The organism is Streptomyces sp. NBC_00859, assembly GCF_045161865.1.
In the GTDB taxonomy this organism is placed as follows: domain Bacteria; phylum Actinomycetota; class Actinomycetes; order Streptomycetales; family Streptomycetaceae; genus Streptomyces.
In genome coordinates this window covers 5,496,478-5,515,325 of sequence record NZ_CP108826.1, presented here as the reverse complement: position 1 = coordinate 5,515,325, position 18,848 = coordinate 5,496,478, and the positions used below count along the sequence as shown (strand labels likewise).

Here is an 18,848-nt window from a genome sequence, read left to right as displayed (position 1 = left end):
CCCCGATGTCCTCCGGAGAACGCTCAGTCGTCGTCGCCGAGGACCGGCTCGGGGAGGGTCCCGGCGTTGTGCTCAAGGAGTCGCCAGCCGCGGGCACCCTCGCCCAGCACCGACCAGCAGCAGTTGGAGAGCCCGCCCAGGCTCTCCCAGTGGCGCGACTCCAGACCGAGCAGCCGTCCGATCGTGGTGCGGATGGTGCCGCCATGGCTGACGACGACGAGCGTCCCGTCGTCGGGCAGCGCGTCCGCGTGGCTGAGCACCACAGGGGCGGCCCGGTCGGCGACCTCGGACTCCAGTTCGCCGCCACCGCGCCGCACGGGTTCACCGCGCTTCCACGCCGTGTACTGCTCGCCGAAGCTCGCCAGGATCTCGTCGTGCGTGAGTCCCTGCCAGCTACCCGCGTAGGTCTCCCGCAGGGCGGCGTCGTACGTGATCTCCTGGCCGGTCACAGCACCGAGCTCACGGGCGGTGGTGGCGGCCCGGCTGAGGTCGGAGGCCACGATCGCGTCGGGCTTCATCGAGGCGAGCAGCCGGGCGGCGCGGCGCGCCTGGCCGACGCCCGTCTCGGTCAGCTCGATGTCCGTGGAGCCCTGGAAACGGCGCTCCAGATTCCAGGCGGTCTGGCCGTGCCGCCAGAGAACCACTCGGCGGCCCCGGCCGCCCTTGGTGCCGTTCAGTGCAGCTCACCGTCCAGGTCGTCGTCGGCTCCGGCGCCCGCGCCGTTGAGCCTGGCATGCTCCTCGCCCTTGCCGCGCGTCTTGACGGCGTCCTCGGGGAGGGCGATCTCGGGGCAGTCCTTCCAGAGCCGCTCCAGCGCGTAGTAGACGCGCTCCTCGCTGTGCTGGACGTGGACGACGATGTCGACGTAGTCCAGGAGGATCCAGCGGGCGTCGCGGTCGCCCTCCCGGCGCACCGGCTTGGCGCCGAGCTCCTTGTTCAGCCGCTCCTCGATCTCGTCGACGATCGACTTGACCTGGCGGTCGTTGGGCGCCGAAGCGAGCAGGAAGGCGTCTGTGATCGACAGCACATCGCTGACGTCGTACGCGGTGATGTCGTGCGCGAGCCGGTCGGCGGCCGCCTGAGCGGCGGCGTTGATGAGCTCGATGGAACGGTCCGTGGCGGTCACTGGCAGGCTTTCGTCGGCGGTCGTGGAGTACCCCAGGGTCTCACGGACCGCCGACGGTCCCGCAATTTCCGCGAACGGCGGCCGGCCGGGCACGGGCACGGGCCCGTTCACCGGTCGGTCCCGAGGGGTCTTGCACTGTGCCCGCCCGGGTCGCGTGGTCCGGCACCGCGTCTCGCGAGGCGCCGGACCACGCGACCTCACCGGACGCTCATCGTGCAAGGACGCCTAGGTGACCTTGTAGTCCCGGCCGAGCACCACAGTGACGTCCGCGTTCGACGCGGCCTTGCCCTTACGGACCGATCCGGCCGGCAGACCGAGGGTCTTCGCGACCTCGCCCGCCTTCGCCTTCTGCGCCGAGTCACTGTAGGTGACCTGGGAAGACGCGGCGGCGCCGGCGGTCCCGCCGACGACGACCGAGTAGCCGCCGTTGACGAGGGCGATCCTGGCGCTCTCCGGCGCGGCGCTCCGGCCACTGGCGTTGGTGATCCCGACAGTGACGGCGTCGCCCTGGGCGGGTGCCTTCACGGAACCGCCGAGGACATCCTTGACCACACTGCTGCTCGCCTGCGGGCTGAGCGTGCCGTCGCTCCGCACAGGAAGCAGCTCCGTGCTGTAGTCGCCCTTCCTGGCATGTGCGGCGAGTTTGGCCAGGGACGTACCCAGGTCCTTGTCGGTCAGCGGCGGATCCAGGATCTGCGCCAGGTTCTTCACCGTGACAGTGGCCGCCTGCGGCACATCCGAGATCTTCTTCAGGACGCCCTGCATGACCTGTCCGAACCGCTCCAGTTGCTTCGCCTCGGGCTCGCCGGGTGCGCGGTAGGTGGAGTACGCGACTGCCATCTGTCCGCTGAGTGTCTGGTCCTTGCCCCGGTGCACCAGCGGCTCGGCGCTCTTCTTGGTGTCCGGTACGTCGGTGTCGGTGTCGACGTCGATGTTGCCGACCAGCTCGACCAGGTTCTCCAGGAACGGGGTGTCGAGCCGCCAGGTGCCGCCGATCTTGGCTCCGAGGAGGCTGTCGAGCGCGTCCCTGGTGCCGTCCGAGCCGTCGTCGTCGACGGATTTGCCGAGTGTGGTCGCCGTCCCGTCGTCGTTCGAGACCGAGAGGGAGTTGGGCAGCAGGAGCGTGGTGCCCTTGCCGGTGGTGACGTTGTCGACGAGCAGCGCGGTGGATGTACCGCCGCTCTTCGTGTTGTGCAGATGGACCACGATCGCGTTCCGCTGCTGCGCCCCGGATGCGACGTCGCTGCCGTCGCCGGAACCGGAGACTCCGGGCAGCTTGCCCGCGTACCAGAGGTAGCCGACACCGCCGGCGACGACGAGTGCCAGCACCACGACCAGTGAGACGACGCGGTGACGCCCCCGGCGCCTGGCCTCCTCGCGCCGCTCGGTGCGGCTCTCGGTGAACTTCAGCCAGTCGATGACGTCTTCGGAGTCCTCGTCGGGCTCCTCGATGAAGGAGAACTGCTCGGTCCGGTAATCGGCGTCGCCCGGCGCGGCACGCCGCTGGCCGGGAACGGCCCGCTGCGGCTGGTCCTCCGCGGGCTGCTCCGGCTCCGGCTGCTGCGGGGGCCGGCTCTGCGGGGACTGAGGCTGCGGGGGCCGGCTCTGGGACTGCTGGCTCTGCTGCGGGATCCACTGCTGGGCGGTGTCCACGGCGGGCTGCTGCCCGGTGCCGTAGTCGTAGCCCTGGGGCTGGTACGGGTCCGGGGGCTGCTGCTGGGCGTACGGGTCGTATCCGTACCCCGGCGCCTGCTGGTGCTGCTGCCCGTACGAGTCGTACTGCTGTTGCTGCTGTTGCTGTTGCTCCTGCCGCGGCTGCACCTGCTGGTACACCGGCTGCCCGTATTCGTCGTACCCGACGAGCTGCATCGGCTGCCCGTACTGGTCGTACTGAACATACGGATTCTGTCGGTCGTTCAACGGTGCCCCTCTCCGCGGTTCATTCGCCGCGGTACAGCTGGCGCTTGTCGATGTAGCGCACCACACCGTCCGGAACCAGATACCAGACCGGATCCCCCTGCCCGACCCGGGCGCGGCAGCCGGTCGACGAGATCGCCAGGGCGGGGACCTCCACCAGGGAGACACCGCCCTCCGGCAGGCCGTCGTCCGTCAGGACGTGACCCGGCCTGGTCACGCCGATGAAATGGGAGAGTGCGAAAAGCTCTTCCGCGTTCCGCCAGGTGAGGATCTGGGCGAGCGCGTCGGCACCGGTGATGAAGAAGAGATCCGCGTCGGTGTTGATGTCGCGCAGATCCCGAAGGGTGTCGATGGTGTACGTCGGCCCGCCGCGGTCGATGTCGATACGGCTGACCGAGAACTGGGGGTTGGACGCGGTCGCGATGACCGTCATCAGATAGCGGTCCTCGGCCGGCGAGACGACCTTGTGGCTCTTCTGCCACGGCTGCCCGGTCGGTACGAACACGACCTCGTCCAGGTGGAACTGGGAGGCCACCTCACTGGCGGCCACCAGGTGTCCGTGATGGATCGGGTCGAATGTCCCGCCCATCACGCCGAGACGCCTCTTCTGCTCTCCCATGCGTGCAGACCCTACTGGCCCGCCACCTGACCGTCAGCGCCGCGGGTCAGCGGTCGCGGTTGAAACGGGTGGTGATCCACAGCAGCAGCAGGAGCGCGAGGAACGCGCCGCCGCCGGTGACGTAGGGGCTGAGGCTTTCGTGGTTGCCGCCGTGTCCGCTCTCGGAAGCGAGAGTGGCGAGGCTGGCTGTGGTGCTGTGAAGGCTCATGGTCTGCAGGACCTATCCGGGAGTCGGAGCGGGGGCTTCGCGGACATCGTATGCGGGCCTCCCGGGCACGCTCACGCCGACTCAGTCGTTGTCGCGATATCCACGCAGGAGAAACCAGGCGAGCAGGACAGCCCCGACAAGCAGGACGACCAGCAGGACCCGCAAGGTGTCGCCGGGCCCCTGCTGGTCGGTGGCAGCGGCGAGCAGTGTGGTCGCGTCCGGCATGACGGGTGCGCTCCTTCTCGGTATCGGTCCCCCGCCACACGGTAGCCCCACCGCATACGCTGGGGCCCGTCAGGGGGACGAGCAGGGCTCGAAGACAGAAGGCAGGGGGACATTCATGACAGACAGCGGTCACGAGAACAGTCACGAGCACGTGCCGAGCAGGCAGCGCAGGCGGTTCGAGGGCATCTCCTCACGGGCGTACGAGCATCCGGCCGACCGGTCCGCTCTGGTGGCGCTGCGCAAGCTCACCGGTTTCGACACCGTCCTCAAGGCCCTCAGCGGGCTGCTGCCCGAGCGCAGTCTGCGGCTCCTCTTCCTCTCGGATTCGGTGCGGGTGAGCGACGCCCAGTTCGCGCACCTCCACGTCATGCTGCGGGACGCCTGCTACATCCTGGACCTGGAGAAGGTCCCCGCCATGTACGTCACGCAGAACCCTCAGCCCAACGCGATGTGCATCGGCCTGGACGAGCCGGTCATCGTGGTCACCACCGGCCTGGTCGAGCTGCTGGACGAGGAGGAGATGCGCGCGGTCGTCGGCCACGAGGTGGGGCACGCGCTCTCCGGCCACTCGGTGTACCGCACGATCCTGCTCTTCCTCACCGGCATAGCGCTGAAGGTGGCCTGGATCCCGCTGGGCAATGTGGCGATCATGGCGCTGGTGACGGGGCTGCGCGAGTGGTTCCGCAAGTCGGAGCTCTCGGCCGACCGGGCGGGGCTGCTCGTGGGCCAGGACCTCCGGGCCTCGATGCGCGGCCTGATGAAGATCGCCGGCGGCAATCACCTGCACGAGATGAACGTGGACGCGTTCCTGGAGCAGGCCGAGGAGTACGAGGCGGCAGGCGACCTGCGCGACTCCGTGCTCAAGATCATGAACGTGCTGCCGCGCAGCCACCCGTTCACCACGGTGCGCGCAGCCGAGCTGAAGAAGTGGGCGGCGAGCCGGGACTTCCAGCGGATCATGGACGGGCACTACCCCCGGCGCGACGAGGACAAGGACACGTCGGTCGCGGACTCCTTCCGTGAGTCCGCGTCGCACTACGCCGACACGGTGCGCACCAGCAAGGACCCGCTGATGAAGCTGGTGGGCGACATAGCGGGCGGCGCGGGCGACCTGGGCGGGAAGCTGCGCGGGAAGTTCACCGGAGGCGGCGCAGCCAAGGACGAGAGCGGGAAGTCCGAGGGCGGGGCCGGCGGCGAGGGCGACGGTCCTAGCGGTGACCGGGAAGGACCGGCTGCGAACTAGCGGCGAGGGTCCCGCACAGGGCGGTGGCCGGGCGTCCGGTGGTGTATGGGTCCGTACCCGCCGGACCGCCGTCCGTCGCGTGCTGCCCCGCGAGCAGCGGACGCAGCCGGTTCACCGCGTCGGCGGTGCAGTTCTGCGGCCCGGCCTGCACATCGCTGACCGCCACCTGCGCCTGGCGCAGCCTCAGGTCCTCGGCACTGAAGCGGAAGTGCACCTCGCGGCGGACGGTGAAGAGCGAGGCACCGGCCGCCTTCGCTGACCCGGCCGGCCTGAGCGGATAGACGAAGGTGTGGTCCGCGACGACCTCCAGGGTCCCGTCCGCCGCTTCCGCGTACTGGATGGAACCCGACACCCGGATCTCGGTGCCGGCCTGCACCACCTGTGCGGGGTCGAAGCGCACCAGCCAGCCCGTCGCCGCGTGGCGGCCGTCGGCCGACGGCGCGGCCAGGCTCCGGTTGAACTGCGCGTACTGGGCCGGGGCGATCAGGTCCCTGACCCTTCCCGCCGAGCCGCCCATCAGCACGGCGGGGTCCAGCGAGGACGCCAGGACGTACTGCCTGGCGATTTTCAGCCCGGCCAGCACCTCGCTGTACGCGAAGTGCGCGGTCCCACGGGCGCCGGGCAGACTCACCCCGGAGGCCCCGCTGCTGAATTCGGCGGCCGGGCTGTGGGCGAAGAGCTCGGCCGGCGTCCCACCCGGTACGGCGCCGCGTGGCGCGAGCGGGACGACCACGGTGCGCAGCGGCTCCGCCCGGGTGACGCGTGGTGCCTGGTAGGGGTGGTGGATGCCCATGAAGACCGCCGTGCCGAAGGCCAGGAACAGCAGGGCCAGTGCGGCGAGGAGCCGTCCGGGGCCCCGGCCCGGCCATCCGGAGCGGCTGCGGACGGCCCGCGCGTGGTCGCCCATGCGCTCCTGCGCGGAGAACTCCTGGAGCCGGGCAGCACGGATGAACGATTCGTCGAAGACGACGGACCGGTATTCGTCCTCGCCACCGCTGGGCAGGCCGTCGGGTGTCCCCTCGGGTGGCTCGTCGCGCCCCGCCATACCTTCAGAGTAGGTCGCGGCGGGGCTGCCTAAACGCTCCCGCCCAGGACAACTTCGGGGCGGTCCGTACCCCGGCGGCACGCGAAAGGCGCGGCAACCGTGGCCACGGCGGGCCGACAGGGGCGGGTGCCGCGGTTCAGGGCGTGCGCGGAAGCACCGGGGCGGGGGGAGCCGAATGGCTCACCGAGCGGCCCGCGGGGACCGACCGCGAAGCGGACGGCCGGGTGACGCCCGTACCGCCCGGCACAGCGCCCACCCCCGTCGTCACGGGCGCGGGAACCTGGTCCTGCCGACTGGCCGAAGCCCCCCGGTAGACCGCGGCGAATGCCAGCGCCACCATGCCGATCCCCATCACCAGAGCCAGCAGCCAGGCCACCGGGCGGTGCCAGCGCGCCCGGCCGCGGTAGGGGCGCAGGGCGCCGCCGTGGAGCCCGTAGGGCCCGCCCCCGCCGTCGTCCGACCCGTCGCCGTAGTCCCCCGGGCCGCCCGGCCGGCGCAGCAGGCCGTACTCCCCGGCGCTCTGGCGGAGGAATTCGTCGTACTCGTCGTAGTGGTCGTCCTCGCCGCCGGGGCCGCCCGCACGCGCCTTGGCGGCCTCGGCCTCCGCGCGCGCCTCGGCGGCGGCCAGCAGCCGCTCGACGGCGGACGGTTCATGGATGGTGGCGGCCCTGACGAAGTCCTCGCCGAAGACCACGGAGGCGAATTCCTCGTCCGCTCCTCCGCGGTCGTCGTCAGGCTCCCAGCCGTCCTGGAACGGCCTGCCCCCCACGTCGTCCGGCACAGCATCAGAGTAGACCCGGCGGGTGGTTTTGGGCAGGGAGAGTGCGAAGTCGCCCGATCGGGGCGTCACCGGGTGTGACCGTCTCCTGTCACGATGTACTTGGTCGAGGTCAGCTCGGGCAGCCCCATGGGGCCGCGGGCGTGCAGCTTCTGCGTGGAGATACCGATCTCGGCGCCGAATCCGAACTGGCTGCCGTCCGTGAAACGGGTGGACGCGTTCACAGCGACCGTCGTCGAATCGACCAGCTGGGTGAAACGGCGGGCCGCGGCCTGCGAGGTGGTGACGATCGCCTCGGTGTGCCCCGACGTCCACAGCCTGATGTGCGCGACGGCCGCGTCCAGCGAATCGACGACGGCGGCCGCGATGTCGTACGAGAGGTACTCGGTCTCCCAGTCCTCCGCGGTCGCCTCGACGACTGTCGCCTTGGCCGACGCGGCGTATCCGAGCACCCGCTCGTCGCCGTGCACGGTCACCCCCGCCTCGCCGAGTGCGTCGAGAGCCCTCGGCAGGAAGGCGTCGGCGATGTCCCGGTGGACCAGGAGGGTCTCGGCCGCGTTGCAGACGGAGGGGCGCTGGGCCTTGGAGTTGACGAGGATGGCGACGGCCATGTCGATGTCGGCCTGCGCGTCCACGTACACATGGCAGTTCCCGGTGCCGGTCTCGATGACCGGGACGGTGGACTGCTCGACGACGGTACGGATCAGCGAGGCGCCCCCGCGCGGGATCAGCACGTCGACCATCCCGCGGGCGCGCATCAGCTCCGTCACGGACTCCCGGGACTCCCCCGGCACGAGCTGGATGACGTCGGCCGGCAGCCCCGCGCCCGAGACCGCGTCCCGCAGCACCCGCACCAGGGCGGTGTTGGAGGCGTACGCCGAGGCCGAGCCGCGCAACAGCACCGCGTTGCCCGACTTCAGGCAGAGCGCGGCGGCGTCGACCGTCACATTGGGCCTGGCCTCGTAGATGATCCCGACGACGCCGAGCGGCACCCGCACCTGGCGCAGGTCGATCCCGTTCGGCAGCGTGGAGCCGCGTACGACCTCACCGACCGGGTCGGGCAGGGCCGCTACGTCCCGTACGTCCCCGGCGATCGCGCGGATGCGCCCGGGGGTGAGGGTCAGGCGGTCGATGACCGTCTCGGCGGCTCCGGCGGCCCTCGCCTTCGCGACATCCTCGGCGTTGGCCTCGACGATCTCGGCGGTGCGCACTTCGAGTGCGTCGGCGATGGCCAGCAGCGCGTCGTCCTTGGCGGCGCGCGGCAGCGGCGCGAGGCCGGCTGCGGCGGCGCGGGACCGGTAGGCGGCCTGGATGACCGGGGACTGGTCGGAGAGCGGGGAGAGCGAGGTCATGCCCGCAGACTAATGCGCGGTCTGCGGGTGTCCGCCCGTTATCCCACGCTCCGAGACGGCCGGCCCTGTCCGGGCAGGAGCGCGGGCTTCGCAGCACGGTGGTCCCTCAGAAGGGGTGGACTCCTACGGGCGCCGCGGGCGGCGGGCCGTACCCCTCGGCGATGCGCAGGTGGTAGGTCTCGCGGTCGATGACTTCGAGGCCCACGATCTCCCACGGCGGCAGCTTCGATGTCGAGCGGTGCTCACCCCAGAGACGCAGGGCCACAGCGGCGGCGTCGTGCAGGTCCCGCGCCTCCTCCCAGTACCGGATCTCCGCGTGGTCGTCGGCGTAGCGGCTGGTCAGCAGGAACGGGTGGTCGTGTGCGAGCTGTTCGAGGCCGCGTCTGACCTCCCTGAGCGGGGCGGCGCCGCCCGACACGCTCAGGGTGATGTGCCACAGCTTCGACAGGGGTGCGTCGTCCCCGGGCTTCTGCGGCCGCTGTTCGCCGCTCGCTTCGTCCTGACGGGCTTCGAAGCCGGCTCCCGTGCCGACGCTCGTCAGGGTCCGCTCCCCGGCTCCTCGGGGCGGTGCCCCCGGACGGGCTCGTCTCACCGGCGGCCTCCTGTGTGCGTTGCTGAGTCTGCCCCGCGGTGACGGGCCGGGCAGCGGAAGGGAGCAGGCTCCCGGACAAAGTTGACCAGCCCCGCGCCCGGCGCGTGACGGTTTTCCCGAAGGTCTCTGCCGGAAGGCTGGTGTTTCAGCCGTTTCAGGGTGCCATGACGACGAGATCGTCCCTGTGTACGACTTCCCGCTCGTAGGCGGGTCCGAGCTCGCGGGCCAGATCGCGGGTGGACCGGCCGAGGAGCTGGGGGAGCTCCTTGGCGTCGAAGTTCACCAGACCGCGGGCGACGGTGCGGCCCGCGGTGTCCCGCAGTTCCACCGGGTCCCCGGCGCTGAACTCGCCCTCGACCGCGGCGATTCCGGCGGGGAGCAGCGAGGAGTTCCGCTCGACGACGGCGCGCACCGCACCGTCGTCCAGGGTGAGCGCGCCCCGGGGCGTCGACGCGTGCTGGAGCCAGAGGAGCCGGTCGGCCGAGCGGCGGCCCGTGCGGTGGAAGTACGTGCCGGTGTCCCGGCCCGCGAGGGCGTCGGCGACGCGCGAGGCCGAGGTCAGCACGACCGGTACGGAGGCCGCCGCGGCGATCCTGGCGGCCTCGACCTTGGTGACCATGCCTCCGGTCCCGACACCCGCCTTCCCCGCCGAGCCGATGGAGACGTGCGCGATGTCGTCGGGCCCTGCCACCTCGGCGATCCGGCGGGTGCCCGGTTTCGCCGGGTCACCGTCGTACAGGCCGTCGACGTCCGAGAGCAGGACGAGCAGGTCGGCCCGGACGAGGTGGGCGACGAGCGCGGCGAGCCGGTCGTTGTCACCGAAGCGGATCTCGTCCGTCGCCACCGTGTCGTTCTCGTTGACGACCGGCAGGGCGCCCATGGCCAGGAGCTGGTCCAGGGTCCGGTAGGCGTTGCGGTAGTGGGCCCGGCGGCTGGTGTCGTCGGATGTCAGCAGCACCTGGCCGACCCGGACGCCGTAGCGCGCGAAGGACGCGGTGTAGCGGGCGACGAGCAGCCCCTGGCCGACGCTGGCGGCTGCCTGCTGCCTGGCCAGGTCCTTGGGGCGCCGGGCCAGCCCCAGCGGCGCGAGCCCGGCGGCGATGGCGCCGCTGGAGACCAGCAGGATCTCCTTGTCGCCACCGCCCCTCACCTTGGCCAGCACATCGACGAGGGCGTCCACCCGGTCCGCGTCCAGGCCGCCTGCCGCGGTCGTGAGGGAGGAGGACCCGACCTTCACGACGATCCTGCGGGCTTCCGTTACGAGCTGTCTTGCCTCTGTCACACGGCCGAATCTATGTCAGCCGCGTCTGCCCGCGCGCGGGTATTCCACGCGCTGGACAGGGTGGGCGCCGGCCCACTTGCGCAGTCTGCGCAGCCGGGTGCGCCCGGCGGCCGGCAACCGCCGCCAGAGCGGCGGGCAGGACATGGCGTAGATGTGGTCGGGGATACCGGCCGAGCGGTCCCTGAAGTACGGGAGGGCCAGGTGGTACGTGCCGTTGAGCCCCCGGCCGACCCGCTCGGGCTGCTCACCCTTCTTGAGGTGGGTGAGTGCGCCGGTGAGGAGGTCGGTCCTGCCGAGCGCGACGCAGTGCAGCCGCAGCCTCTCGGCCGGCTTGAGTCTCCCGGCCACGCCGGGGTTCCAGTACGCGGCCATCAGCGGCGCCGCGAGCTCCATCCGCTTCCGCTGGACCTCGGCGGACTGCTTGAGGAAGCCGGGTCCGAACTGCGGGAGCAGGGTGACCACGAAAGGGCGCACCATGAGTTTGTCGCGCTGCGCGCCCGCCGGGACGTACTCGGCTATCAGCTTCATGAGGGCCCGCGCCGAGTCGAACCGGAGCAGGTAACTTCCGCTCTTCGTCACGTGTTTGCCGTCGTCGCGCCCCACCAGGTAATAGCAGGTGTAGTCGGCGACGACGGAGACCCCGCTGCCGCGCAGGTAGGTCTCCAGGGTGAAGAGGGCGTCCTCGCCGGTCTTCAGGTTCTCGTCGAAGGTGACGCCCAGGCGAACGAGGAGCTCGCGCCGGAAGAGTTTCTGGGCGCTGAGAGTGAACTTGATCTGCGAATCGAAGACGTCCGCGTGCTCGACGGTCTGCTTCCACATGGATTTGGGGGCCCCGCGATTGACGCCGACGGCCTTTCCGAGCACCACATCGGTACCTGCGCGGTCGCCCATCGCGACCATGCGTTCGAGTGCCTCTTCACCGAAGTAGTCGTCCGCGTCGAGGAAGAACACGTAGCGGCCGCGCGCGAGGCCGAGACCGACGTTGCGCGGTCCGCTGGGGCCTCCGGAGTTCTTCTGCCGTACGACTCTCGTGCTTATCTTCGACCTGGCGGCGAACTCTTCGAGGTACTCCCCCGTGCCGTCGGTCGATCCGTCGTCCACGGCGACGATCTCGATCCGGTCCGCGCCCAGGGTCTGGGCCTCCACGGAATCAAGGCACTTCACGAGGTACGGCATCGCTTCATAGGCCCCGATGACCACGGTCACATCGGGCTCACTTGTGCAGTTCACATCCGGAAGACAGAAAAATCCGGCGTTTGGTTGCCTGCGTGACCGTACTGAATCCAGCCATCTCCGGCCAAAGGGCGGAGATACCGCGCCCCTTGCTGGACGTCGCCACGCCCGCGGTCCCCGGAACCTCCGCTCCGCACACGGCCGGGCATCCGGTGGAACGGGCTCCCCGGCGGATAGAATCACCGTCCGCCGGACGGCTCCCGGGCGCGGCACGACGCGTGCCGAGGGGGCTCGGCGAGGGGCGGGCGGCGAATTTCCGGCCCGTGGAATCACCCGTCCGGTCACTGCGGAGTTCACCGCAGATTCTTGATGTCCGGCAGCGGAAATGCAGACAAGGACGTGATCGGATGCGGCAGCTCACCATCGAGGGAGCCTGGGTTCATGAGCCGAAGGTCTTCCCCGACAGCCGCGGCAGCTTTCACGAGTGGTTCAGGGAACCCGACCTGTCCGAGGCGGCGGGCCACGGCCTGCAGCTGGCACAGGCCAACTGCTCGGTGTCCCGCAGGGGAACACTGCGCGGAATTCACTTCGCCGATGTGCCGCCGAGTCAGGCCAAGTACGTCAAATGCGTGCGCGGCGCCATTCTCGACGTCGTCGTGGACATCCGGGTCGGCTCACCCACGTACAAGCAGTGGGAGGCGGTACGGCTCGACGATGTGGACCACCACTCGGTCTATCTCTCCGAAGGACTCGGCCACGCCCTGCTGGCGCTGACGGACGACGCCACCGTGATCTACCTCTGTTCCACGGGTTACGCCCCGCAGCGCGAGCACGGCATCCACCCGCTCGACCCCGAGCTGGCCATCGACTGGCCGGCGGACGTCACCCCGCTGCTCTCCGACAAGGACGCGGCGGCCCCGACGCTGGCCGAGGCCGAGGCCCAGGGCCTGCTGCCCTCGTACGCGGACTGCGTCGCGTACGCCGAGGAGCTGCGCGGCTGAACCCCGCGGACGGACAGAGCGCCGGCCGCCGCGTCCCGGACAGGCGCGGGCGGCCGGCCTTCACACCCACGGGTCAGCCGGTCACCCGCTCGATCTGCCGGCGCAGATCGGTGAAGGCCGAGCGCGGGCGGTTGAGGTTGCGGGCGCGGATCAGAGCTGGCCAGAAGCCGGCGCCGAGCAGAGCCTCCGGGGCGACCGCGCGTTTGCGGGTCAGGATCTCGTCCGGGACGTCCTGCGGGTCCTCGGTGACGTACTCCTCGATGATGGCGTCGTACTTCTGTGTCAGGACGGTGTTCGACGGGTCGGCGCCGAAGACGGCGACCACCCCGGTCGGCGTGGTGTCCACCTCGGCCACCAGGAGGTCGGGGCGGAACCGCCGCAGCACTTCGGCGACCTTGTAGACATCGCCCGTCCACGCCCCGGTGTGACGGTCGCGGGCGGCCTCGTCGACGTTGCGGGGCATCATGTCGTCAAGGACGATCACACTGCTCCAGCGGGCGTGCTTCTCGATGTTCATGAAGTCGCGCAGGGCGAACTCGAAGAGGTGCATGCCGTCGATGAACGCCAGCTCCAGCCTGGGGTCGCCGCCCAGTGCCCGCAGCGGGTCCCGGCGGGCGAGCGCCCGGAACGGGTTGCGCCCGGTGCGCAGGTGCAGCAGCGGGTCCTTCCTCGCGAAGAACGCGTCGCTCGTCTGCTTGACCAGATGCACGTCACAGCTGATCGATGTCACGACCTTGAATGCGGGGTCGACAGCGATGGAAGGTACCCGCGAGAGCGCGAGGCTACGACCGTCATTGACCCCGATCTCCAGATAGTTGCGGGGTCGGTAAACACGATGCATGCCGCGCAGGAATTCATGACGGTGCACGAGGAGCGCCCTTCGCCGGAATAGAGCCTGGTCCGATCTCCGGCGAAGCTACCCCATCGACGCCGGGCATTGAAAGCGTCAGTGTTGATTTAAACGTCTATTTGCCGGGACCGGCGTCCGCGGGACATTTGCAGAATTCGTATACCGGTCGGTTCAGGGCCGTTCCGCCGCGAGCAGCGCGGGAAACGCGTCGCCGAGCGCGCGCCGCCAGTCGCGCAGCGGTTCGAGACCGGCCGCCGTCCACCGGTCATGGCCCAGCACGCTGTACGCGGGCCGTGGCGCAGGCCGCACGAAGGCCTCGCTGGTCGTCGGGCGCACCCGCTCCGGGTCGGCGCCCAGCAGCCGGAAGATCTCCCGGGTGAGGCCGAACCAGGTCGTCGCACCGCCGCTGGTGCCGTGGTAGATCCCGGCGGGCGCGGTACCCGCGAGGGCCGCCGTGCCAAGGCGCACCAGCAGGTCCGCCAGGTCGGCGGTCCAGGTGGGCTGGCCACGCTGGTCGTCCACCACGTCCAGAGTGTCCTTGACGCCCTCCAGCTTGATCATCGTGCGGACGAAGTTCGCACCGCCCGCGCCGTACAGCCAGGCCGTACGGATCACGTAGCCGTGCTCGGGCAGCGTGCTCAGCACAGCCTGCTCACCGGCCAGCTTGGTGCGTCCGTACGCGCTGCGCGGGGCGACCGGGGCGCCCTCCGCGTACGGCTCGGTGCTGTCGCCGGCGAAGACGTAGTCCGTGGAGATCTGGAGCAGCACGGCGCCGGTCTCCCGGCATGCCTCGGCCAGTACCCGGGGGCCCGTGCCGTTGACGGCGAGCGCCTGGTCCTCCTCGGACTCGGCGTCGTCGACCGCGGTCCAGGCCGCGCAGTTGACGACCACGGCGGGGCGGTGGGCCGCCAGCGCCTTCCGGACCGCTGCCGGGTCAGTGATGTCGAGGTCCGCCCGGCCGGGGCCGGCCGCCGGGGTGCCGTCATCGGCCAGCCGCGCGAGGAGGTCCTGGCCGAGCATGCCGCCCGCTCCGGTGACCAGCCAACTGCCGCTCATGTCTCACACCTGTTCTCTGGAACTTCTGCTGCCTGTGCCGCCTGCGGGAAGCGGTCGCCCGTGTCGCGGCGCGTCAGACGAGCGCGGCCCGCTCCTTGAGCGGCTCCCACCAGGCCCGGTTGTCCCGGTACCACTGCACGGTCTCGGCGAGACCGTCCGCGAAGTCCTTGCGCGGCCGGTACCCGAGCTCCGCGCGGATCTTGGCGCAGTCCACCGAGTACCGCCGGTCGTGGCCCTTGCGGTCGGCCACGTACTCGACGCTGGTGTCCCAGTCCGCGCCGCAGGCCTCCAGGAGCAGCCCGGTGAGCTCCTTGTTGGAGAGTTCGGTGCCGCCGCCGATGTTGTAGACCTCGCCCGCCCGGCCTTTCGTGCGGACCAGTTCGATGCCCTGCACATGGTCGTCGATGTGCAGCCAGTCACGCACGTTCGCTCCGTCGCCGTACAGCGGGACGGACTTGCCGTCCAGCAGGTTGGTGATGAAGAGCGGGATGACCTTCTCCGGGAAGTGGTGGTGCCCGTAGTTGTTGGAGCAGCGGGTGACGCGTACATCCAGGCCGTGGGTGCGGTGGTAGGAGAGCGCGATCAGATCGCTCGACGCCTTGGCCGACGAGTACGGGGAGTTGGGTTCGAGTGCGTGGGTCTCGGCCCAGGAACCCTCGTCGATCGAGCCGTACACCTCGTCGGTGGAGATGTGCACGAAGGTCTTGATCCCCGCCCGGTGGGCCGCGTCGATCAGGGTGTGGGTGCCGAGCACGTTCGTGACGACGAACTCGGCGCCACCGTCGATGGACCGGTCCACGTGGGACTCGGCGGCGAAGTGCACCACCTGGTCGTGCTCGGCCATCAGCCTGCCGACCAGCGCGGGGTCGCAGATGTCGCCCTGGACGAAGGAGAATCCGGGGTGGTCCCTGACCTCGTCGAGGTTCGCGGGGTTGCCCGCGTAGGTGAGCTTGTCGAGCACGGTCACCGAGATGCCACCGGGCCCCTGCGGGCCGAGCACCGTGCGGACGTAGTGCGAGCCGATGAAACCGGCGCCGCCGGTCACCAGAATCCTGTTCGTCATGAAGAGATCTGAACCTTACTGTGGTCACCGAGTACAAGGCAGTGCGCTGCTGGGCTGCGGGGCGAAGGCGTCACCTCGACGCCCCGGCCGATCAGCGAGGCCGCCACCCTGCGGACCCCGGTGATCGAGGAGTCGCGCAGGACGATGGAGTACTCGATCTCGCTGTCCTCGATCCGGCACCTCTCGGAGACCGAGGTGTACGGACCGACATACGCGTCCGTGATCACCGTCCACGCCCCGATGATCGCGGGGCCCACGATACGGCTGCGGGTGATCCGGGCGCCCGCCTCGATCCTGACCCGCCCGATGACCTCGCTCGCCTCGTCGACCTCGCCGTCCTCGCAGGGCTCCACGGTCTCCAGGACCGCACGGTTGACCTCCAGCATGTCGGTGACGTTGCCGGTGTCCTTCCAGTAGCCGGAGATCGTCGTGGAGCGCACGTCACGCTCCTGGTCGATCAGCCACTGGATCGCGTGCGTGATCTCCAGCTCGCCGCGCCAGGACGGCTCGATGGACCGGACGGCCTCGTGCACCGCCGGCGTGAAGAGGTAGACACCGACGAGCGCGAGATCGCTCTTGGGGACCTCCGGCTTCTCCTCCAGCGCGACGACACGGCCCTCGCCGTCGAGTTCGGCCACACCGAACGATGTCGGGTTGGGCACCTTGGTGAGCAGGATCTGGGCTTCGGGCCGGGCGGTGCGGAAGCCGTCGACCAGGTCGGTGATGCCTCCGACGATGAAGTTGTCGCCGAGGTACATCACGAAGTCCTCGTCGCCGAGGAAGTCACGCGAGATGAGCACGGCGTGGGCCAGGCCGCGCGGTGCCTCCTGCTCGATGTAGGTGACCTCGATGCCGAACCGGGATCCGTCCCCCACGGCGTCGCGGATCTCCTCGGCCGTGTCACCTACGACGATGCCGACGTCGGTGATACCGGAGGCGGCGATTGCCTCCAGCCCGTAGAACAGCACGGGTTTGTTGGCAACGGGCACGAGCTGTTTCGCTGAGGTGTGGGTGATGGGGCGCAGGCGGGTGCCGGCGCCACCGGAGAGTACAAGAGCCTTCACGATTCGGTCCCTGGCGAGCTGTCGGTCTGGCTTGATCGGTACTGCGGAATTTTATCCGCTTTCCTGTTGCGAAACCGTTAGCACAACGCCGTACGGCCGTCCGCGCGAAAGCGCGAACGGCCGTACGAGCGGTTTTTCCTGAGCGGGTGTCAGCCACCGACCGCCGAATCGACGCCGGTCGCGTCCGAGTCGTTGAGGCCCGGTGCGGACTCCGGCTCGACTGCGGACGTGCGCTGGGCGACGGCAAGGTTACGGGCGTCGGCCTTGACCGTGAGCGCCCGCACCGCCGCGTTGAACTGCTCCATCGAGGTCGGCTCGTCGGGGCCGAGCAGATACTCCTTCAGCTCCCGCCGGCCGTCGGCGAGCGGGTCCGCCGACGATGTGGTGATCGCGGTGAGCAGCCGGTCGATCTCCTCGGCCGTGTTGGACAGGATGACCGCGGCCCGTACGGCGGTGTTCTGCCGCTTGAACTCCTCGACACCCAGTTCGGCGGAGTCGGTGACCGCGTACGGCTTGCCGCTCGCGATGAAGTCCGAGACGACGCTGGAGATGTCCGAGACCATTCCGTCCGACTCGTTGAAGCAGTCGTACAGATGCGGCTGGCCGCCGGTGATGACGCGGTGCTCCCAGTAGCCGAAGGTCCGCCAGTACGCGCTGTTCCACTCGGAGCGCAGTGCGGCGGTCTCGTCGTCGCGCTCCGGGTCGGCCAGGGCGGTCCGGGACTTCTCGGATTCGTCGGCGCCCACGCGCCCGCGTTCGGCCAGCTCGGCCAGCCTGGCGTCGATCCGGGTCAGCTCGGCCTGCGCGGCGGCACGGTCGGCGGCCCCGGCCGCGGCCTTCTCGGTCCAGCGGGGCTCGGCCGCACGTTCGGCCGCGGCCTTCTCGACCATCGCCGTGATCCGCAGGTGCGCCGCCTTGGCGTGCGCGCTGCGGGTGCCGGTGAAGGGGTGCGGCTTGTACAGCACCCGGACCGGCTTGTCGGCACCGAGCAGCCGCTTGACGATGTTCTCCCCGGCCAGCAGCAGCGAGGTGTTGCCCGGGTTGTCGTCCCAGCCCTCCCAGGTGGGGGCGTACAGCACGGTCGGGATCTGCTGCTTCGGGGCGCCGGTCCAGCTCGCGATGGGGGCCAGCTGGGGGCGTCCCACCTCGACGATGTCCTCGTCACGCACGCCGACGTCGGCCAGCGCGTAGCGGTCACGTCCGGCCCGGCCGGCGGTCCACACCTCGTCGTACGCCTTGCTGTACGGGTTGACGCTCGCGAGCTTGTCGCTGTCGCCGTGTCCGATGAAGACGTGCTTGATGGTGGGTACGCGGAGCATGTGGATGTTCTTGCCGACGTTCGCCGCGTACAGCGCGACGCGCACGGTGGAGAGATCCATGTTCATCAGGTGCACACCGCCGGGCACGCACACCACGGGCACCGTGGTGGAGGCCAGCTGCGAGACGATGGCGCGCTCCCGCAGGATGATCAGCGGGCGGCCCTCGACCTGGGCCATCGTGTCCAGCCACATGTTCACCTGATAGGCGGAGTCCCTGGAGCCGGAGAAGTAGAGAACGACGGTCGGCCGGTACTCGCCCAGCCAGCCGTCGAGCCCTGCGAGCACCGTGGCGGCGGAGGGGACCCGGCGGCCCTTGAGGATGTACGGGACGAGCCCGGCGATGTAGAGGACACCCAGGCCCAGCGTGAGGAGTATGCCGAGGTAGCCGTAGTCGTCGGTACCGGTCTTGGCGGCGACCAGCAGCCCGGCCATGGCGAAGACGTCCAGGTGGAGCATCTTCTCCGCGGCACGGTTCAGCAGCCGGCGCGGCGGGGGCTGGGGGATCGGGACGGCGCCGAGGTCGACGTTCCGCGTGACCACCGGCATGACCCGGCGCAGCCGGATCAGGGTGGTCAGCGTGCCGTGTGCGGCCTGGAGACCGTAGAAGAGGAGGAAACAGGCGACGGCGGCGTAATAGACAGTCTGCTCGGCCAGCTGGAGGCGGGCGAGCAGCAGGATGAGCAGCAGTTCGCGCAGGAGGAAACGGATCGACAGGCCGGCACGGACCTTGGCCAGGCGGTTGATGAGGTAACTGCGGCGCTGGTGCAGGAACCAGTCGGACACGTAGGTCACAGCGGTGGCCGCGGCGAAGAACCAGATATTGGGGATCAGCGCGGCGATCATCACGCACGGGTAGCTGAGTCCCATGAAGGCTGCGGCGATCAGCTCGGACCGGCTGCCTACGCGCGCCAGTCGAATGGCGGTCGAAATCACGA

Annotated in this window: 20 protein-coding genes; 3 read left to right on the top strand and 17 right to left on the bottom strand. The window is 70.1% G+C overall.

Annotation, left to right across the window (positions count from 1 at the left end):
• Window positions 1-23 precede the first annotated feature (23 nt).
• The 6 genes from OG584_RS24135 to OG584_RS24110 form a co-directional block, all read right to left on the bottom strand.
• On the bottom strand, window positions 24-677 hold the full coding sequence (locus OG584_RS24135; protein WP_405784251.1) for a histidine phosphatase family protein: 654 nt from the start codon (window positions 675-677) through the stop codon (window positions 24-26).
• Window positions 674-1,126 carry a ribosome silencing factor gene (rsfS, locus tag OG584_RS24130; protein WP_405780835.1) on the bottom strand — a complete coding sequence of 151 codons (453 nt, stop codon included), beginning with the start codon at window positions 1,124-1,126 and terminating at the stop codon, window positions 674-676. The genes OG584_RS24135 and rsfS overlap by 4 nt, the downstream gene beginning before the upstream one ends.
• Before the next feature lie 225 nt (window positions 1,127-1,351).
• Entirely contained in the window at window positions 1,352-3,046 is a 1,695-nt protein-coding gene (locus tag OG584_RS24125) for a LytR C-terminal domain-containing protein (RefSeq protein ID WP_405780834.1), read from the bottom strand.
• A gap of 19 nt (window positions 3,047-3,065) precedes the next feature.
• Complete coding sequence (gene nadD, locus OG584_RS24120; RefSeq protein WP_405780832.1) at window positions 3,066-3,662, bottom strand: nicotinate-nucleotide adenylyltransferase; 597 nt, start codon at window positions 3,660-3,662, stop codon at window positions 3,066-3,068.
• Window positions 3,663-3,708: 46 nt separating this feature from the next.
• A complete protein-coding gene (locus OG584_RS24115; RefSeq protein WP_328317451.1) occupies window positions 3,709-3,870 on the bottom strand; it encodes a hypothetical protein in 162 nt (53 codons plus the stop codon).
• Window positions 3,871-3,951: 81 nt separating this feature from the next.
• Window positions 3,952-4,095 carry a hypothetical protein gene (locus OG584_RS24110; RefSeq protein WP_405780831.1) on the bottom strand — a complete coding sequence of 48 codons (144 nt, stop codon included), beginning with the start codon at window positions 4,093-4,095 and terminating at the stop codon, window positions 3,952-3,954.
• A gap of 115 nt (window positions 4,096-4,210) precedes the next feature.
• On the opposite strand from OG584_RS24110, the gene OG584_RS24105 reads away from it, so the two are divergent.
• Window positions 4,211-5,338, top strand: coding sequence for a M48 family metallopeptidase (locus tag OG584_RS24105; RefSeq protein ID WP_405780829.1), 1,128 nt, complete (start codon window positions 4,211-4,213; stop codon window positions 5,336-5,338).
• Here OG584_RS24105 and OG584_RS24100 read toward each other — a convergent pair.
• Window positions 5,304-6,131, bottom strand: a complete 828-nt coding sequence (locus OG584_RS24100; RefSeq protein ID WP_405780827.1) for a hypothetical protein — start codon at window positions 6,129-6,131, stop codon at window positions 5,304-5,306. The two genes, OG584_RS24105 and OG584_RS24100, sit on opposite strands and share 35 nt — an antisense overlap.
• On the opposite strand from OG584_RS24100, the gene OG584_RS24095 reads away from it, so the two are divergent.
• Window positions 6,124-6,396, top strand: a complete 273-nt coding sequence (locus OG584_RS24095; RefSeq protein ID WP_405780825.1) for a DUF6059 family protein — start codon at window positions 6,124-6,126, stop codon at window positions 6,394-6,396. The two genes, OG584_RS24100 and OG584_RS24095, sit on opposite strands and share 8 nt — an antisense overlap.
• 123 nt (window positions 6,397-6,519) lie before the next feature.
• Here OG584_RS24095 and OG584_RS24090 read toward each other — a convergent pair whose 3' ends face one another.
• From OG584_RS24090 to OG584_RS24070, 5 genes are all read right to left on the bottom strand, one after another.
• Window positions 6,520-7,164, bottom strand: a complete 645-nt coding sequence (locus OG584_RS24090; protein ID WP_405780823.1) for a hypothetical protein — start codon at window positions 7,162-7,164, stop codon at window positions 6,520-6,522.
• Between the two features lie 65 nt (window positions 7,165-7,229).
• Complete coding sequence (locus OG584_RS24085; protein WP_405780822.1) at window positions 7,230-8,513, bottom strand: glutamate-5-semialdehyde dehydrogenase; 1,284 nt, start codon at window positions 8,511-8,513, stop codon at window positions 7,230-7,232.
• Window positions 8,514-8,619: 106 nt separating this feature from the next.
• Entirely contained in the window at window positions 8,620-9,105 is a 486-nt protein-coding gene (locus tag OG584_RS24080; RefSeq protein ID WP_405780821.1) for a hypothetical protein, read from the bottom strand.
• Between the two features lie 154 nt (window positions 9,106-9,259).
• Window positions 9,260-10,387: a glutamate 5-kinase gene (proB, locus tag OG584_RS24075; RefSeq protein ID WP_405780819.1), complete on the bottom strand. Its 1,128-nt coding sequence runs from the start codon at window positions 10,385-10,387 to the stop codon at window positions 9,260-9,262.
• A 15-nt stretch (window positions 10,388-10,402) separates the two neighbouring features.
• Complete coding sequence (locus OG584_RS24070; RefSeq protein ID WP_405784249.1) at window positions 10,403-11,563, bottom strand: glycosyltransferase family 2 protein; 1,161 nt, start codon at window positions 11,561-11,563, stop codon at window positions 10,403-10,405.
• Window positions 11,564-11,967: 404 nt separating this feature from the next.
• Here OG584_RS24070 and rfbC point away from each other — a divergent pair, with 404 nt between their 5' ends.
• Entirely contained in the window at window positions 11,968-12,561 is a 594-nt protein-coding gene (rfbC, locus tag OG584_RS24065; RefSeq protein ID WP_405780817.1) for a dTDP-4-dehydrorhamnose 3,5-epimerase, read from the top strand.
• 73 nt (window positions 12,562-12,634) lie between these two features.
• On the opposite strand, the gene OG584_RS24060 is transcribed toward rfbC, so the two are convergent.
• The 5 genes from OG584_RS24060 to OG584_RS24040 all read right to left on the bottom strand — a co-directional run bounded on the left by OG584_RS24060 (window position 12,635) and on the right by OG584_RS24040 (window position 18,846).
• Complete coding sequence (locus OG584_RS24060) at window positions 12,635-13,402, bottom strand: class I SAM-dependent methyltransferase (protein WP_405780816.1); 768 nt, start codon at window positions 13,400-13,402, stop codon at window positions 12,635-12,637.
• Between the two features lie 180 nt (window positions 13,403-13,582).
• Window positions 13,583-14,467: a dTDP-4-dehydrorhamnose reductase gene (rfbD, locus tag OG584_RS24055; RefSeq protein ID WP_405780814.1), complete on the bottom strand. Its 885-nt coding sequence runs from the start codon at window positions 14,465-14,467 to the stop codon at window positions 13,583-13,585.
• A gap of 73 nt (window positions 14,468-14,540) precedes the next feature.
• A complete protein-coding gene (rfbB, locus tag OG584_RS24050) occupies window positions 14,541-15,530 on the bottom strand; it encodes a dTDP-glucose 4,6-dehydratase (RefSeq protein ID WP_405780812.1) in 990 nt (329 codons plus the stop codon).
• Entirely contained in the window at window positions 15,527-16,594 is a 1,068-nt protein-coding gene (locus OG584_RS24045; protein WP_405780810.1) for a glucose-1-phosphate thymidylyltransferase, read from the bottom strand. Before OG584_RS24045 ends, rfbB begins: the two co-directional genes overlap by 4 nt.
• A gap of 149 nt (window positions 16,595-16,743) precedes the next feature.
• Entirely contained in the window at window positions 16,744-18,846 is a 2,103-nt protein-coding gene (locus OG584_RS24040) for a hypothetical protein (protein WP_405780808.1), read from the bottom strand.
• Window positions 18,847-18,848 lie beyond the last annotated feature (2 nt).

What these genes read in the sequence shown, in the direction of transcription:
- OG584_RS24085 (WP_405780822.1), bottom strand. Translation starts at nt 8,513, where the DNA reads ATGACCTCGCTCTCCCCGCTCTCCGACCAGTCCCCGGTCATCCAGGCC.
- rfbC (WP_405780817.1), top strand. Translation starts at nt 11,968, where the DNA reads ATGCGGCAGCTCACCATCGAGGGAGCCTGGGTTCATGAGCCGAAGGTC.
- rfbD (WP_405780814.1), bottom strand. Translation starts at nt 14,467, where the DNA reads ATGAGCGGCAGTTGGCTGGTCACCGGAGCGGGCGGCATGCTCGGCCAG.
- OG584_RS24115 (WP_328317451.1), bottom strand. Translation starts at nt 3,870, where the DNA reads ATGAGCCTTCACAGCACCACAGCCAGCCTCGCCACTCTCGCTTCCGAG.
- nadD (WP_405780832.1), bottom strand. Translation starts at nt 3,662, where the DNA reads ATGGGAGAGCAGAAGAGGCGTCTCGGCGTGATGGGCGGGACATTCGAC.
- OG584_RS24105 (WP_405780829.1), top strand. Translation starts at nt 4,211, where the DNA reads ATGACAGACAGCGGTCACGAGAACAGTCACGAGCACGTGCCGAGCAGG.
- OG584_RS24060 (WP_405780816.1), bottom strand. Translation starts at nt 13,402, where the DNA reads ATGCATCGTGTTTACCGACCCCGCAACTATCTGGAGATCGGGGTCAAT.
- OG584_RS24100 (WP_405780827.1), bottom strand. Translation starts at nt 6,131, where the DNA reads ATGGGCATCCACCACCCCTACCAGGCACCACGCGTCACCCGGGCGGAG.
- OG584_RS24070 (WP_405784249.1), bottom strand. Translation starts at nt 11,563, where the DNA reads ATGCCGTACCTCGTGAAGTGCCTTGATTCCGTGGAGGCCCAGACCCTG.
- OG584_RS24095 (WP_405780825.1), top strand. Translation starts at nt 6,124, where the DNA reads ATGCCCATGAAGACCGCCGTGCCGAAGGCCAGGAACAGCAGGGCCAGT.
- rfbB (WP_405780812.1), bottom strand. Translation starts at nt 15,530, where the DNA reads ATGACGAACAGGATTCTGGTGACCGGCGGCGCCGGTTTCATCGGCTCG.
- OG584_RS24110 (WP_405780831.1), bottom strand. Translation starts at nt 4,095, where the DNA reads ATGCCGGACGCGACCACACTGCTCGCCGCTGCCACCGACCAGCAGGGG.